Annotated in this window: 12 protein-coding genes and 1 tRNA gene; 6 read left to right on the top strand and 7 right to left on the bottom strand. The window is 63.1% G+C overall.

All coding sequences use genetic code 11. From position 1 onward, the window contains the following. Positions 1 to 85: 85 nt before the first annotated feature. The 3 genes from ptsP to JOE66_RS03955 all read left to right on the top strand — a co-directional run bounded on the left by ptsP (position 86) and on the right by JOE66_RS03955 (position 4,365). On the top strand, positions 86 to 1,774 hold the full coding sequence (gene ptsP, locus JOE66_RS03945) for a phosphoenolpyruvate--protein phosphotransferase (protein ID WP_205106965.1): 1,689 nt from the start codon (positions 86 to 88) through the stop codon (positions 1,772 to 1,774). 25 nt (positions 1,775 to 1,799) lie between these two features. Then, on the top strand, positions 1,800 to 2,510 hold the full coding sequence (locus tag JOE66_RS03950) for a hypothetical protein (RefSeq protein ID WP_205106967.1): 711 nt from the start codon (positions 1,800 to 1,802) through the stop codon (positions 2,508 to 2,510). A 91-nt stretch (positions 2,511 to 2,601) separates the two neighbouring features. Next, a complete protein-coding gene (locus tag JOE66_RS03955) occupies positions 2,602 to 4,365 on the top strand; it encodes a carboxylesterase/lipase family protein (protein WP_205106969.1) in 1,764 nt (587 codons plus the stop codon). Between the two features lie 118 nt (positions 4,366 to 4,483). Here the strand turns inward: JOE66_RS03955 and radA are convergent, their stop codons facing one another. The 4 genes from radA to mgrA all read right to left on the bottom strand — a co-directional run bounded on the left by radA (position 4,484) and on the right by mgrA (position 8,756). Next, positions 4,484 to 5,812: a DNA repair protein RadA gene (gene radA, locus JOE66_RS03960; protein ID WP_205106971.1), complete on the bottom strand. Its 1,329-nt coding sequence runs from the start codon at positions 5,810 to 5,812 to the stop codon at positions 4,484 to 4,486. 199 nt (positions 5,813 to 6,011) lie between these two features. Next, positions 6,012 to 6,785 carry a hypothetical protein gene (locus tag JOE66_RS03965; protein ID WP_205106973.1) on the bottom strand — a complete coding sequence of 258 codons (774 nt, stop codon included), beginning with the start codon at positions 6,783 to 6,785 and terminating at the stop codon, positions 6,012 to 6,014. Between the two features lie 17 nt (positions 6,786 to 6,802). Further along, positions 6,803 to 7,630, bottom strand: a complete 828-nt coding sequence (locus tag JOE66_RS03970) for a PIG-L family deacetylase (RefSeq protein ID WP_205106975.1) — start codon at positions 7,628 to 7,630, stop codon at positions 6,803 to 6,805. A 100-nt stretch (positions 7,631 to 7,730) separates the two neighbouring features. After that, positions 7,731 to 8,756, bottom strand: coding sequence for an L-glyceraldehyde 3-phosphate reductase (gene mgrA / locus JOE66_RS03975; RefSeq protein WP_205106977.1), 1,026 nt, complete (start codon positions 8,754 to 8,756; stop codon positions 7,731 to 7,733). Positions 8,757 to 8,843: 87 nt separating this feature from the next. On the opposite strand from mgrA, the gene JOE66_RS03980 reads away from it, so the two are divergent. After that, a tRNA-Ser gene (locus JOE66_RS03980) sits at positions 8,844 to 8,933 on the top strand. A 167-nt stretch (positions 8,934 to 9,100) separates the two neighbouring features. Here the strand turns inward: JOE66_RS03980 and JOE66_RS03985 are convergent. The 3 genes from JOE66_RS03985 to JOE66_RS03995 are packed head-to-tail and all read right to left on the bottom strand — an operon-like array spanning position 9,101 to position 10,865. Further along, positions 9,101 to 9,733, bottom strand: coding sequence for a PIN domain-containing protein (locus tag JOE66_RS03985; RefSeq protein ID WP_205106978.1), 633 nt, complete (start codon positions 9,731 to 9,733; stop codon positions 9,101 to 9,103). Then, entirely contained in the window at positions 9,730 to 10,530 is an 801-nt protein-coding gene (locus tag JOE66_RS03990) for an ImmA/IrrE family metallo-endopeptidase (protein WP_205106979.1), read from the bottom strand. Before JOE66_RS03990 ends, JOE66_RS03985 begins: the two co-directional genes overlap by 4 nt. Further along, on the bottom strand, positions 10,527 to 10,865 hold the full coding sequence (locus JOE66_RS03995; protein WP_205106980.1) for a helix-turn-helix domain-containing protein: 339 nt from the start codon (positions 10,863 to 10,865) through the stop codon (positions 10,527 to 10,529). Before JOE66_RS03995 ends, JOE66_RS03990 begins: the two co-directional genes overlap by 4 nt. 54 nt (positions 10,866 to 10,919) lie before the next feature. Here JOE66_RS03995 and JOE66_RS04000 point away from each other — a divergent pair, with 54 nt between their 5' ends. After that, entirely contained in the window at positions 10,920 to 11,075 is a 156-nt protein-coding gene (locus JOE66_RS04000) for a hypothetical protein (RefSeq protein ID WP_205106981.1), read from the top strand. Between the two features lie 79 nt (positions 11,076 to 11,154). Next, positions 11,155 to 15,504: an NACHT domain-containing protein gene (locus JOE66_RS04005; protein ID WP_205106982.1), complete on the top strand. Its 4,350-nt coding sequence runs from the start codon at positions 11,155 to 11,157 to the stop codon at positions 15,502 to 15,504. The last annotated feature ends 247 nt before the right edge of the window (positions 15,505 to 15,751 follow it).

The raw sequence follows: 15,751 nt of genomic DNA on the forward strand, positions 1-15,751 counted from the left end.
GGTGCTGCCGAATCACACAGGGTTCTAAACCCTACAGCCGGTCTATTCTTGATCGGGAGTGCGGGTTGCCAGAAGGAGTACCAGAATGCTGTTGCACGGTGTCGGTGTCGGTCGGGGCCTTTCTGTCGGATCGACCCTGCGCATGCCTGAACCGTTGCCGGAGCCCGCCGATGAGATCAGCCAGGCGTCGCCTGCCGAGGAGTTCGCACGGGTCAAAGCTGCGCTGGCCCATGTTGCAGCCGACCTCGAAGCGCGCGGCGAGAAGGCCGGGGGAGAAGCGCAGGATGTTCTGGGTGCCCAGGCCCTGATGGCCCAGGACCCGACGCTGGTCGACGACATCGAAGAGCGTCTGGCGAACCACAAGTCGGCCGACCGGGCCGTGTTCGAGGCGTTTGCGAACTTTCGCGACCTGCTGCTGCAGATGGGCGGCTACATGGCCGAACGCGCGACCGACCTCGATGACGTCTCGCAGCGCATCATCGCGAGTCTCAGGGGAGTTGCGGCGCCGGGTGTTCCCGAGTCAGACACGCCGTTCATTCTCGTGGCGCACGACCTCGCCCCGGCCGACACGGCACTGCTCGACCTCGCGAAGGTCATCGGCCTCATCACCCGCGAGGGTGGCCCCACCTCGCACACCGCCATTCTCGCCCGGTCGAAGTCGATCCCGGCGATCGTCGGTGTCGAGGGGGCAGAAGGCCTGCCCGACGGCACGCTGGTGATTCTGGATGCTGGAGCCGGCACTGTGCGCACCGCGCCGTCGACATCAGAGATCGAACAGGCGAACATCCGCATCGCCGAGCGGCTGGCCGTGGCCTCGGCGCCGCTGACACCCGGAGCGCTGGCTGACGGAACGCTCGTGCCGCTTCTCGCGAACCTCGGCTCGGCCGACGGCGCCGAAGAGGCGCTCGCAGCGGGGGCCGAGGGTGTGGGGCTGTTTCGCACCGAGTTCCTCTTTCTCGATGCGACCGAGGCGCCCTCCGTCGAGACCCAGCTGCGCGAATACGAGCGGATGCTGCGGGCCTTCGCCGGCAAGAAGGTCGTCGTTCGTGTGCTCGACGCGGGTGCCGACAAGCCGCTGAGTTTTCTCAACGACGAGAAGGAGGAGAATCCGGCACTGGGACTGCGGGGCATCCGTGCCCTTCGGGCGAGCGAGCAGATCCTCACCGACCAGCTCGCCGCGCTGGCTCTGGCGGAGTCCGCCGTGAATGACTCGGCCTCCCCGGGTGAGCGGGTCGAGCTCTGGGTCATGGCGCCGATGATCGCCGACAGTGACGACACCGAGTACTTCGTCTCGCTGGCGCGGGAGGCGGGCATCCGGGTCGCGGGCGTCATGGCTGAAGTTCCGTCGTCGGCGCTCGTGGCCGACCAGATCTTCGAGACGGCCGACTTCGTGAGCATCGGCACCAACGACCTCACGCAGTACACCCTCGCCGCCGACCGCCTGCTCGGCTCGGTGGCGAACCTGCAGGACCCGTGGCACCCGGCGGTGCTGCGACTGGTCGGGATGCTCGGCAGGGCCGGCCGCAATGCGGGCAAGCCCGTGGGTGTGTGCGGCGAGGCCGCGGCCGACCCGGCGCTTGCGGTGGTATTGGTGGGGCTCGGGGTCACGACGCTCTCGATGACGCCTGCTGCGCTGGCCGATGTGCGCGCCGAACTCGCACGCCACACGCTGGCCGAGGCCCAGGAGCTTGCGCGCGCGGCCATCGCAGCGACCTCGGCGGAGCGTGCCCGCACGGCTGTGCTGCGGCTCTCCGCTGCCAACGCCGTGGGCTGAAGAGGCCCCCCGGTATTCTTGGAGCATGTCGTCTGCCGCAGGATCACCCCGTCGACGCCCGTCGGCGAAGGTGTACCGGCGGCGCCGGTTCGTCGTTCTGCTGGGTGTTCTCGCGGTGATCGTGATCGTTCTGTTGATCGTCTTCCGGCCCGGGTCGGGTTCGGGCTCGCCCACCGGCGCTCCCGCACAGACCGGCTCGGCAGCTGGGTCCGTCGCACCGACCCAGCCCGCGTCGACCGATGCTGCAGACCCGGCCACCTCCTCGCCCGCAGTGAACCGCGACGCCTCGACAGGAGCGACGCCCACACCCGGGCCGGCTGCAGCCGACGGCTCCGTGGCCTGTGCGGCCGGCAACATCACCGTCACGCCGAAGACCGACTCCAACGACTACTCGAGCGGGTCACAGCCGCAACTCTCCTTCACACTGACGAACACCGGCTCTGACCCCTGCACGATCAACGCCGGCACCTCGAAGCAGGTCTACACGATCACCAGTGGCACCGAGGTGTACTGGACGTCGACGGACTGCCAGACCGGCGCCGCAGACACCCTGGCGATGCTCGCACCGGGCCAGACGGTCTCGGCGACGCCGTTCGGGTGGAACCGGGTCCGATCGAACAAGGCCGCGTGTGATGCTGCACCTGTCGCCGTTCCCTCCGGCGGGGCGTCGTATCACCTGAAGGTCTCCGTCGACGGCATCAGCTCGAAGGACTCCGCACAGTTCATCCTCGAGTAGTCTTCAGGTCTGGTAACCGTGCGCGTCACGCGCGGATGACTTCGGCGCTTCGGTTCGCTCGGCCGTCACTTTCGGGCGTTAGCATCGCAGCATGTCGACTTCGGTTCTGCGCAACGACCTCGAGATCGAGACGGCCGAAGGTATCGTGCGCGGGGTACGCGAACGCGGCGTCGAAACCTGGCGTGGCATCGCCTACGCCGAGCCGCCTGTCGGTGCACTGCGGTTCAGGGCGCCCCGGCCTCCGCTGCCGTTCACCGGCGTGCAGGATGCCCGGCACTTCGGCCACGTCTCGCCGCAGTCGCGCGAGGGCAACTTCATCGGTGCGGCGAAGAACGCCACCATGAGCGAGGACTGCCTGACCCTGAACGTGGTGCGGCCTGTGCGGGGCGCGTCGGCCGGGCATCCGGAGCCGGACGTAGTGCAGGCCGCGCACGCAGGCCACCTGCTTCCCGTCATGGTGTTCATCCACGGCGGGGCGTACAGCGTGGGCTCGTCTGCCGAGGTGCCGCGAAACGGCGACACCCTAGCGCGCGAGGGCAACGTCGTGTACGTCAGCATCAACTACCGCCTCGGGGCGCTCGGCTTTCTCGACTTCACGGCCTACTCGAGCGCCGACCGCCCGATCGAGAACAACCTGGGGCTGAAGGACTGCGTTGCGGCGCTGAAGTGGGTTCAGGCGAACATCCGTGCGTTCGGCGGTGACCCGGATTCAGTGACGCTGTTCGGCGAGTCTGCCGGCGCCAACGCCGTGACGACGCTGATGACCGTGCCGTCGGCCGCCGGGCTCTTTGCGCGCGCGATCGCCCAGAGCTCGCCGACGAACGCGGTCTATCCGCCCGAGCTCACCCGCGTCTGGGCCGAACAGTTCGTCGAGCTGCTCAGTGAACGCATTGCGAACGACAGCGTCGAGAACACCACGGCAGAAGACGGGGGTGAGATGCTCGTGAACGCGCGCTGGGGCGACCTGGTGAGGGCGACCGATGCCCTCACGATGCGGGCGCCAGACACAGACCCGGGCACGATCGCGCTCTGCCCGGTCATCGACGGTGACTTTCTGCCGGAGCGCCCGCTCGACGTGTTCAAGGCGGGCCGCGCGCATCGGGTGCCGCTCATCATCGGCACCAATGACCGCGAGGGGGCGCTCTTCATCGGGCGACTCGACATTCTGGCGACGACGCCCAAGCGAATCCGGGCGATCTTCTCCAAGACGAAGAAGAAGGCACGCAAGGCCATCAAGGCCGAGTACCCCGGCCTGCCCGAGAAGCGCCCGGCGGCCGACTTCGGTGGCGATTACGCCTTCTGGTACCCCACGGTGAAGGTAGCCGAGCGTCACTCGCGGTTCGCGCCGGTGTACTTCTACCGCTTCGACCTCGCCCCGCGTCTGGTGCGCCTGGCCGGATTCGATGCGACGCACGGCATCGAGCTCTTCGCGCTGTTCGACCGGATGCACGGGGCCTTCGGCCGCACGATGACGCTGTTGGGCGGGCGAAGGTCGTTCCTGCGTTCGGGAGCCCGCATGCGCGGCTGGTGGAGCGCGTTCGCGTACGAGGGCGACCCGAATGCCGATAGGTGGAACGGTGGGCGCGGTACCGGGGGAGGCGCTCCGAGTGCCGGGGACGGCGAGCGCGATGTGGCGGTAGCCGCTCCGAATGCCGCCGCGTGGGATGGTGAGCGTCGTGCGGCGGTAGGCGCTCCGAGTGCCGGGGAGTCGGGCCTGGACCGGTCGCGCCCTCCGTGGCCACGGTACGAGGAGGAATCCCGCCTCACGCTCATCATCGACGCGGTCGACCGGGTGGAGTCAGATCCGCGCGCGTCGCGTCGCCTGGCCTGGCAAGCCTTCGTTCCTCACGTCTAGGAACCCTGTCTCCCGACCCCGATAACGCAATCGTCGGCCCTGGACCAATCCGCCGCACTATTTCGCACGGTTTCACCGAGGGCCGACGATTGATCGATCTGGTGCGACCGCTGTCGGGTCAGGCCGCGTCGAACGCCCGATGGAACGCGAGCTTGATCGCGGTCTCTCCCGGGCCGAGCACGGAGGTGAAGCCCAACCGTCTGGCCTCCGTCGTGCGCAGGGCGCCCGAGGTGACCGGCCGAACTTCGCCCGCCAGGCTGATCTCGCCGAACGCCACGAAGTTGTGCGGCAGCGCGATGTCGCTGTTTGCTGAAGCAATCGCCAGGGCGATCGCGAGGTCGGCCGAGGGATCGGTCAGTTTCACTCCTCCGACCGTCGAGACGTAGACGTCTTTGTCGCTCAGCTTGATCTTGAGGCGCCGCTCGAGGACGGCCAGCAGCATGGAGACACGTGACGCGTCGACGCCGTTCGTCACGCGGCGCGGGTTCGGTGCCCCGGTGGCCACGACAAGCGCCTGCACTTCGACGGGAAGTGCCCGCCTGCCCTCGAGTGCGACCGTCACGCACGTGCCGCTCACCGCCTCTGTGCCGCGGCTCAGGAACAGCCCGCTCGGGTCGGGTACTTCGCGGATGCCTTCCCCGGTCATCTCGAAGCACCCGACCTCGTCGGTGGGGCCGAAGCGGTTCTTGAGTGTGCGCACGAAGCGCAGCGATGTCTGCCGGTCGCCCTCGAATTGGCAGACCACATCGACGAGGTGCTCGAGCACCCGGGGCCCGGCGATCGAGCCGTCTTTGGTGACGTGCCCGACGAGCAACACCGGCAGGGAGCGTTCTTTGGCGACGCGGATCAGGGCGGTTGCCACGGCTCGAACCTGCGTCGGGCCCCCGGCCGCTCCATCGATCTGCGAACTGCTCACCGTCTGTACGGAGTCGACGATGACCAGGTGCGGCATGACGGCATCGATCTGCCCGAGGATCGTGGCGAGGTCTGTCTCGGCGGCGAGCATGAGTGTGGGCGAGAGCGAACCCGTGCGTTCAGCTCGCATCTTGATCTGGCTCACCGACTCTTCGGCGCTGACGTAGAGTACGCGCAGGTGTTCCTGTGCAGCACGGGCGGCGACTTCAAGCAGGAGAGTCGACTTGCCGACTCCGGGTTCGCCCGAGAGCAGGATCGCCACGCCGGGCACGAGACCCCCACCCAGAACACGGTCGAACTCGGTGATGCCCGTTGCCCAGTGTGTTGCCGCGTCGGTCTCGATCTCGGTGATCGGGCGAGCGATGCTCGCCTGGTCGACGCTCACGGCCTTGATCTGCCCCTGGAGCCCGGTCGATTCTGCTGAAGACACGACGGTGCCCCACGACTGGCACTCACCGCAGCGGCCCGCCCAGCGCAGGGTCGTCCACCCGCACTCGGTGCACTTGAAGTTGCTGAGGGGTTTGGTCGCCATACAGCCAACACTAGGCGCGGCTGCCGACACTGATCTCGAGCTCGTGCGCGAGTGGTGCAACCCCGTCGCGTGACGCGAATTGTGAGGGACCAGCGGGGGCCGGTTCGCCCGCGCTCGAGCTGGTGGAGTCGGAGCGACTGCTGCCGATCATCCAAGACCGCCGAGTGAGGACGAGTTGGCTGGCGAAGGGAACGGGAGGTCAGTCCTCGTCGTCGGTCTGGGCCTTGGCTTTGCCCTTCGCGGAGAGGACGGCGGCGCGCTCAGCAAGTCGCCGATTGACTTCTGTCTGCGTGTCGTCGATCACCTTCTGGTCGAGCGGTGGGTTGGACTCCTGGGGCTTGCCGTTGTACTTCTCGATGTACTCGTCGAGCTCGGGGCCGGAAGTCCACGACGTGATCAGGCTGAAACGGGGTTCGGGGCCGGTGTGCCACACGGCGTGCCAGAACCGCTGCGTGTCGACGATCAGTCGCGAACCGGCAGGCAGCGGAATGCGCACCTCGGTCGAGGGGTCGAACCGATCTTCGCGCAGGATGAGCACCGAGTCGGGGTTGTCGCTCAGGTTGAAGAAGCCGCGCACGATCCACCCGGTGCCGTCGGGGTTCAGCCGATTGTTGTCATCCTGGTGCAGGTTGTAGACGGCCGTCTCGTAGTCGTTCGGCTGCAACTCTATGACGCGGCACCGACCGACGTTCGCCCCGGGCTCTTCGGCGCGGGCTTTCAAGATCGGCGCCCGTTCAACGTTCCCCTGCACCCAGACTCCGTCTTTGTCGGCGCGTGGTGGGGTGTGGTTCCAGAATCCGTTGCACTCCATCTGGCCGAACGCACTCGCGATGGGTGCGAAACGGGTGTCTCCCGACGACTTCCAGTCGACAAAGGTGAGGTCGAGCCACTCTTCCGGATCAGCAGCCTGGTTGTAGGTGTCGAGCACGACGTAACCGCTGTCGGCGAATGCTGCAGATCTGATGTAGCTCATCGGGGTGAAGGTGCCTCTCAGTGAACGGCCGGGCCCGAATGCTCAGGGTCCCGTAGAGAAACGCTAACACTTGATGAGCCTGTGCCAGCTGTTGCAGCCAGCCGATATCGCTCGAATGCGGCAAGCGTGTGGCGTTGGCCACCAGACAGCACGATGTCGTCGCCGTCGAGAGTCAGCTGCGTCTGGTGCTGGGCAAGTGCGCGCATGACGGTGTGGCGGTAGGGCTCGAGCGGAATTTCGAGGTCGCCCCCTTGCGAGGGGTCAGCCTGCGGAACCACCATGTAGAGCGGCAGCCCTGCTTGCGACGAAGCCGCCGTTGCTGCATCGTGCATCCGCACGTGATCCGGATGCCCGTACCCGCCCTTCTCGTCATAACTCACCAGCACGGCTGGCCCGGTCTCGTCGATCACGCGAAGGATCGCTTCGACCACTTCGTCGAGCGGGGCGAGGCTCAGGGCATCCACCGGCGCGTCGTCGGCCGCAATCGCGGTGCCGGCCGGGCCCCACTGCATTCCCGAATCGGAATACACACGCGGGGGCACCCCATCGGCGATACTTTCGCCGAGAAAGCGGTGATCGGCTACGCCCAGCTCGCGCATCGCCTCTGCGAGTTCGAACACACGTCGTTCGGCCAATTGAGGTGTGCCTTCGAGGTGTTTCAGTGGCCCAGGTACGACTTCGCCGCGCTCGCCGCGCGTGCCGGTGACGAGCACAACGGAGTACCCGTCGGCCGCCAGCCTCGCCATGAGGCCGCCGGTGGCGAGCGTCTCGTCATCGGGGTGTGCGTGCAGGAGAAGAACGGCCTCGTCGGTTCGGGCAGGGTCGGAGAGCTCGGGAAACAGCACGAACCCAGCCTATGCGGCTGGCTCGACCAAATTGCCTGTCGAGGGGGGAGTCTGCTCGTCGGCCCGCGCCGGCTTCGATCAGGTTGTGAGCAGGGTGTGGTCAGACCGCGCTCGATGGTGCCCACAGGTTGAGCCGGGCATCCACCGCATGTTCGTCGATTGCGTCGAGCTCAGACTGTTCGAACGCGAGGTTCGAGGTCGCTTCAAGATTGTCTTCGAGTTGCTCGACACTCGAGGCGCCCACCAGTACCGACGTGACGCGTTCGTCGCGCAGCGCCCACGACAGCGCGAGCTGCGCCAGCGTCTGCCCGCGGCCGGAGGCGATCTCGTTCAGGGCGCGCACATGACCGAGCGTCTCGTCATTCAGGAACTTCTGCGACATCGACCCGCCTTGTGCAGCGCGAGAATCGGCCGGAACGCCGCCGAGGTACTTGTCGGTCAACAGCCCCTGCGCCAGCGGGGAGAAGGCGATGCATCCGACGCCGAGATCGCCGAGCGTGTCGAGCAGGCCCGACTCGATCCAGCGGTTGAACATCGAGTACGACGGCTGGTGGATCAGCAGGGGAGTGCCGAGGTCGTTGAGAATCCGCGCGGCCGCCACCGTGCGCTCCGGCGAGTAGCTCGAGATTCCGGCGTACAGCGCGCGACCCGAAGTGACGGCGGTGTGGAGCGCCCCCATGGTCTCTTCGAGCGGCGTGTCGGGGTCGGCCCGGTGCGAGTAGAAGATGTCGACATAGTCGAGCCCGAGTCGACCCAGCGACTGGTCGAGGCTTGCGAGCAGGTACTTGCGCGAACCGAGGTCGCCGTAGGGGCCCGGCCACATGTCGTACCCGGCCTTGCTCGAGATCACCATCTCGTCCCGGTACGAAGCGAAGTCTTCGGCGAAGATGTGCCCGAAATTCGTCTCAGCGCTTCCATAGGGCGGCCCGTAGTTGTTGGCCAGGTCGAAGTGCGTCACGCCCAGGTCGAACGCCCGGCGCAGGATCGCACGCTGCGTCTCGGTCGCAACGCCGTCCCCGAAGTTCTGCCACAACCCCAGCGACACCGTCGGCAGTTTCAACCCACTTCGCCCGGTCCGGCGGTAGGGGAGGAGTTCGTAGCGGTCGTCTGCAGCAATGAAGGTCACGCTCCGATCATGCCACGCGGGCATCGCCGGTGTGGATGCCCGGCCGCCGATTGGCGCACCCGCGTGGTCTGCCGTAAAGTATGCTCCGGTACCGTGTCCGAGCGGCCGAAGGTACATGTCTCGAAAACATGTGTGCTTGAAAGAGCACCGTGGGTTCAAATCCCACCGGTACCGCCATAAAACCCCTGATCAGAGCGGCATTAGCATTCTAAGCGGGCGTGATTTGCCACAATTCAACCACAAAGTGTTCCAAGGTTCCGATCTCAAAGTGCCCCGGCGAGATGGTATCCATGGCGGGTGGATCGCAGCGGGTGATTTCGCAACCTGATCGATCAGCGCAGTGATCATTGGGTAATCGATTTCTCGGCCCCGTACGTTGCAGGGTCACGAAGCTGCGGCCGCGTATTCGGCCAAGGGACCAGGCCGTTGTCGAGGGTTCGTAGTTTCTCGTAAATGATCTTCATTTTGGCCGGGCTCTCAACTTTTCCGATCTTGGCGCACTTGATAAGTATCGAAGCCGTATCGATGACGGTTGTAACGCCTGCCTGTTTTGCTCGTTTCTGACCATTTCCGTCATCGATAAGAACCACTACGTCTTTGCCTAGCTCCATCTGGCGACGCGCGTGGATGATGACCATTGTCTCGCCGAGGTCTTTGCTTCGCCCCGAGATCGCGGAAACCGTGTCTGCGAATACATTCTCGGCAATGCGGTTCAGGTCAGGATCGTCTTGTAGCGAATGGAGCACCGTGATCACACCCGCCTGCACTAGGCCGCCGAGTCTGCGCTCCGCGGCCGCGAACTTTGATCGCTGACCGTGAATTCGTTGACGTGCTTTTCGGAGCACTTCAGTCTCGACCTCTTCCGGCATGTTGATGTCCGCGTCAATTGCGGACAGCGCCGCGATAAGAAGATCCTTGTGGCCGGCGGAGAAAAAATTGAGAGCTGGGCCAGCATCGATGAGGGTAAATTTCGTCACAGTTCGTCGACGAAACCCAGGTCGCCGGAGGTTTCGTCAGCGGTGACGTTTTCCGGGAAAATTCCTGCCGCGATCATGTCGTTCTTGGTCTCGTCGATCGATCGCCCACGGACACTAGCAACAAGAGAAATTGGTACGAGCCCCCGCCGATAGAGCTCGATGGCCCTGCTCGCCAGGCGTTGCGAGGGCCGCTTCTGTGAACTGATAGCGCGCGCCGCGTTTCGCTGAACTTCCCAGCCATAGCGAAGGGACAGGCGCCCGGCGTCTTGCTCAGTCCACTCATCGAAAGTTTCCTGGCTGATCCAGCTTCCCTCAAGCAGCTGAATAGAGACAACCGTAGGTGAGACACCGAAGTATTGAATGAGCAGCGAGAGATGCTCTAGTTGTAGCTTCATCGGTTTGGCTCCGCTCTCAATAAGGCGGTGCTCAATGCCAGAGTGGGGGATGAGAAGATGCCGGGCGAATGAATGGGCACGGTCCTCAAGGACCGGATTGACCGGGTGCGGGCTAAAGCCCTCCACGAGATCATCGAACTCGATGTGGGCGATCTCGTGAGCGATGGTGAATCGCTGCCGCTCGACGTTGGCGGTGACCGCCACCGCCACAAACACCTTGCCTTTCTCTGGGTCCTTCGTGGTCAGAGCGTCTATACCGACTGGCAACTCTTCGAATACGAGGTCGAGTCCCATGTATTCTTCCGCGAGAGCCACTAGATCCTTGATCGGTGCGATACCGAGACCGTGCCGATCGCGGAAAGCGATCGCCTTCTCCTCGGCCTCAGCCTCGTGCTCCCTCACCGGTTAGAGGCCTCGATACGGTCAAAGAGAGCATCAACTTCCATGAGGTGGCGGAGTCGATCCTCAACCGATGACGTGTCAACACCATCGGTGCGCGCAGCCACCGCCACGCGCTTCATCAAATCGCTATTTCCGGTAAGGTATCCCGGGGTTGTTCCGAGAGTCTCAGCGATCGCAAGAATCTCGCCCAGCGACGCGACCTTCTTGCCGCTTTCAATTCGCGACCACATCGGCTGCGACAGGCCACTGATCTCCGCCGCGTTTCGCTGATCAAGCCCAAGCAGCTCTCTGCCCGTCCGAATTCGCGTGATTTGTCTTGCTGCGTCAATAGTCATAATCTTCCACACTCCTTCTGAATCAAAATGAGTCTAGCTGATTCATGACGGATTGTGCGGAAACAAGTTCAATTCGTCGTCACGGATCTGGATGACTCGCACGGCTGTGACCTCGACCGCGAGACCATCCTCATCATCGGTATCGGCGCTCGCAACAACGGCGCCGTGCGGGCAGGTGAGCTCAGAATTGCTTCGGCCGATGGCCAGTGAGACTCAGCGAAAGGACCATGGGTGGACTCCTGTTCACGAGACATAAGCCATTGAAACGGCGCCCACTAGGCTCAACGGTGTGGCATTTGCGGGAGGCGCCGCCGACAAGGTGGGCAACGAGTATGAGACTTGGTGGACGCTGCGTCGCGTTACCCAGCTGCTTCGAGGCCATATCGACGCGATGGCAGTTGAACCGCTTGGCGGCGACGGCGCTGAGCTCTGGGTCGAGGCCAAGGGGGTCCGCACTTACGATCAGGTGAAGTTCAGATCATCCGGGCGATGGACACCGTCGCGATTGCGATCGGATGGAATTCTCGCGAAGCTTCGACGGCATTACGCAGCCGGATGCCAAGTGCTTCTTGTCCTATCTCAGTCGTCGGAGGAGCTAGAACGCTTAATAGCGTTGGCTGCCGCAACGTCATCCGGTGAAGAGCTGTGGGGCGCTGCCGAAAACTCGAACGATCTCAACCTACTCAGCGACGCATGGAGCGGCGGGAAAGAAGAGACACGGGCCTATCTGCTTCAGACCTCTGTGCGGCACGATGGCCTCCCGCACCTGAAGGAGTTCGTCGAACTTACGCTTGAGACTCTCGTAATAGGCAACGCGAATTTTGCTGTGGGCGTTCTCCGCAACTTTCTTGAAGCGAGAGTCACGACGACATTTACCGCGCCGCAGGTTTGGGCAGCGCTTGAGTCGGCGGGACTCGCTCCACGCCCGCGTCTCGAGCCAGGTCCAACGATTTCACGGCTCAGCGACGCGCTGGCCCAGTATGCTCGGGCGGTCCGGTCGTCAGTGCCAAGCGCAGGGACTATTCACCGCCGCGAAGTTGGCGAGATCATCGAGAAGATCGGAGCGTCCGACTCTCCGATACTTCTGGTAGTCGGCAAGGCTGGCGCGGGAAAATCGGTGGTGGTCGCTGACGCCGCGGAGGAACTCGCGCGCTCCGGACGGCACGTCGCTGCAGTGCGGTTGGACCGACTGAACCCAAATACCTCAACCGCTGCGCAGGTTGGTACGGCGATGGATCTCGAGCGTTCGCCCGTGATTTCCCTGTCCGAGGTCTCTCCAGATGGTTTCGACGGAGTCCTCGTGATTGATCAGCTTGACGCAGTAAGCAATTACAGCGGCCGGATGCCGGCAGTTTATGAAGCCGTAGACGAGGCGCTGACACAAGCACGCCTTCTCGGCAACGTCCGCGTGATTTTGGCCGTCCGCTCGATCGACCTCGAGGAAGATCCGCGACTCAGAAAACTAGCCGGTCAAAACGTGCCGATCGTCGAGGTGGGTGAACTGGATCCCGATGATGTTCGGTCGTACCTTGCGCAAATTGGCATGGATGTCTCAAGGCTCAATTCATCGACCTTGCAGCTGCTTCGGTTGCCGATCCACCTCTATGTATTCAGCGAACTCGACCCGACGATGCGCTCCGTTCCCTACGCGACACTTACCTCGCTATACGGCGCGTTTACGCGGTCATTTCGCACGAGACTAGAGCTAGCTGGCTACCCAGACGAGTGGCCAGAGGTGTCGCGGGTGCTTGTCGAGCGTATGAATATGGATGAAGCACTGACCGTACCTGCGGTGGCGCTTGAGCACATCCGACCGCTCTATGTCGAGGCACTCATCTCAGCGAACGTCCTGATCCGTGACGAGGGTCGCCTAGCTTTGTTTCACGAAACATACTTCGACTATCTGTTTGCAAAGTCGTTCGCTCAGCGAGGTCAACACCTCGTTCACTGGTTCGCGACTACCGGACAGGGGTTGTTTCGCCGGTCGCAACTTCGCCAGCTTCTTGCGTACATAGGCACCGAGGAACGAGCCGAGTTCATCAGTCAGATTTCAGCGATCGCTGACAGCAAGCTCCGCCCGCATCTCGTCTCAATTGCCTACACGATCCTTGGCGACTATTCCCCGGCTTTCACGGACTGGATAGCGATCCGGCGGCTGGCCTCGACAGACAACCCGTTCAAGTTGCGAGTGATCGCCCTCATCGGTGGCCCGAAGTGGTTTGCAGCCGCCGATGCGGCTGGCGACGTCGATCGACTCCTTGACGATCCGGAATGGCAGGAGATCCTTCCCGGTCTAGTAGCTGGATTGGCCGGCGACGTACCTGAACGTGTGCTCGAGCTTCTGCGACCGCGCCAGCAGAAAGGCGACGCTTGGGTGAAGGCCTTACGTTCGGCTCTCGAAGTTTCGGATTCACCAGTGTGGGCTGCATTCGCGCTTGAACAAATAATGATCGGGGGCCTCGATCTGCCAGATCAGCCGTTCGATGTTCTCGAAAGTTCCTTCTTTCATCGCTTGATCGGCCCCCACCCAGTCGACGCTCTGCACCTGATGACAGCGACCCTCACGCACGATATCGACCGTCAGATTCTCGAAGGGAACGCTGGCCTCGATAACCTACTCGCCCGGCGAGGACGTAACTTCGCGGAGGCCGGTCAGATCGAGCAACTCGCATCAGATACCGGGGGCGAGTTCGTCGAGACGACGCTCCCACTCATCGAGAAGATCGCCACTTACGCTCCGTCGGATGGTCGCCAGATGTGGCGCTACAGAATTCGCTCGAGGCATAGCGACCTCGGCGAGGACCTCTTTAATGCCTTCGACGAGGCGCTCACGCGGCTGACCCGTACCCACCCTGATCAAGCGATTCCGCTCCTGGAACGGTTGTCGAATCACCACCTCGAAGCGCTCGACTTTCTCGTCTGCCGCGCACTCTGTGAAGCACCAGGCGATCGAGGCGCGGACTGGATCCTCGAATCCCAAGAGCACCGCGACATCGGCTGGATGTCGGATATCCGTTGGGAATCGCGGCGTTTAATCGAACATGCCAGTCGAACCTGCTCTGATGACCGTTTCACCTCGCTAGAGTCCTCTATCTTGTACTGGGATCATGAATATCAGGACCCGGCGAGCAAACTCCGATGGAGCGGCCTGGCAGAGTTGGAACTCCTCAGCGCGCTCGCCGCCGACCGTCTTGGGCGGTCAGCCAAACGGCGGATCGCGGAGCTACGTCGGAAATTCGAGTGGTGGGAACCAAAGGAGCCAGAAGGCATTTCGGGCGGAACGGTTCAGTCGCCGATTAGTCGCCCGAACGCGGAACGGATGACGAACAGTCATTGGATTCGTGCGATTGAGAAGTACAAAGACGTCGACCGCACTACTTTCCGTGACGGCGACGCATTCGGCGGCACTCACGAACTAGCAAGCATGATGGGCGCACTCGCCAAAGACAATCCGGGGCGGTTCCTTAGCTTCGCCCTGACTTTTCCGGCTACGACGCCTGCCACCTATACCGAGCATGTAATCCGCAATCTTGCCGGAGAAACCGGCCAGCTCGAGTTGCTTCCCCTGCTTCGAAAGTTCCGGACTGATCACCCCGCCGATTCGGGGCGCGCCGTAGTTTCTGCCATTGATGAGCATGCGGGCGACCTCGCTGATCAACTATTCGAAGAGCTGTTGGTCCTTGCCGAAGACCCGGACCCAACCCGGGAATTTGCACGGGAACCGACAGGCTCCGGGTTCTATTTCGGCGGGGATCTCGTTAGCGCTGGGATTAACAGCACTCGCGGTCAGGCCGCGAACACACTTGCCCGCGTCATCTTCGCGAACCATTCCCGCCTTCAGCCCTCGCTAGGAGTACTACAGCACCTCGTGGTGGACCCGATTGCCGCTGTGCGTAGTCTTACGACGGAGGCGGTGCTCGCTTACGCTTCGATCTCTCGTGAAGACGGATTGAATCTGCTCGCGCGCTTGCTTGATGACGACTTAGTGCTCACGTCATCTTCCGCTCTTCGAGCACTTCGCTGGGCGATGCTCTGGGATGCCGATCGCTTCGGGACTTTTCTGATCCGCGCACTTGATGCAGAAGATGCAAAATTAGCTGGCGCAATTTGGGCAAATTGCGCCGTCAATGGCGCGCTCGGGTCCGTGCCGGGTGATGTAATGACTCTCTCTGAGAGCGCACGCATCGGAGTCGCTGAGGCGATTGCACCAGACCCCGGACTCGGAATCGCGCTCCTCACAAGTCTCTTTGAGGACCGGAGCATTGAAGTTCGGCGACAGGCTGGCCGCAGCATGCACTACCTAAAAGACATGGCCGATTCCAAGAGGGGCGAGCTAATTCTAAGATTCGTCGAAAGTGCCGCGTTCGATGGTGCAACCGACGATTTGCTCGACGCAATCGAGGAGCTGCCAGGTGAGTTACCGCCAATCACATGGGAAGTGTGCCGACGCGCGATCGACGTGATTGCGGTTTCCTCGCCCCGCGGCATCGGAGTGCTAACTGGAAACCTTGTCGCGATCCTCGTACGGCTCTATCGCGCTTCTAATGAGGCTGGGCGCGAGGCGGCGCTAGACCTCATCGATCAAACTGTCCTACTGCAGCTGTGGAGAGTCGATCAGGCACTCGACGACGCACGATAGCCGAATGGCGCGGGATGTTTCAAATACCAACGGCGTCGAGCTCCGCCAGTTAACGCTGTGGCGACCGTTCGTATGTGGCTCTAGCTCGACCAGTACGGCGAAACCGCACCAATCGGGGGGAAGCCACCACGGATAATTGCTCATCTTCGACTCAAGCCGTTTTGACTTGCCCACTTCTTGCCCACAACTCAGCGTGATTCTGATCATTCGAACAGCTCTTGGATGAGTGTTAACGCCAACTCAATAT

Source organism: Subtercola frigoramans (genome assembly GCF_016907385.1).
Taxonomy (GTDB): Bacteria; Actinomycetota; Actinomycetes; order Actinomycetales; family Microbacteriaceae; genus Subtercola; species Subtercola frigoramans.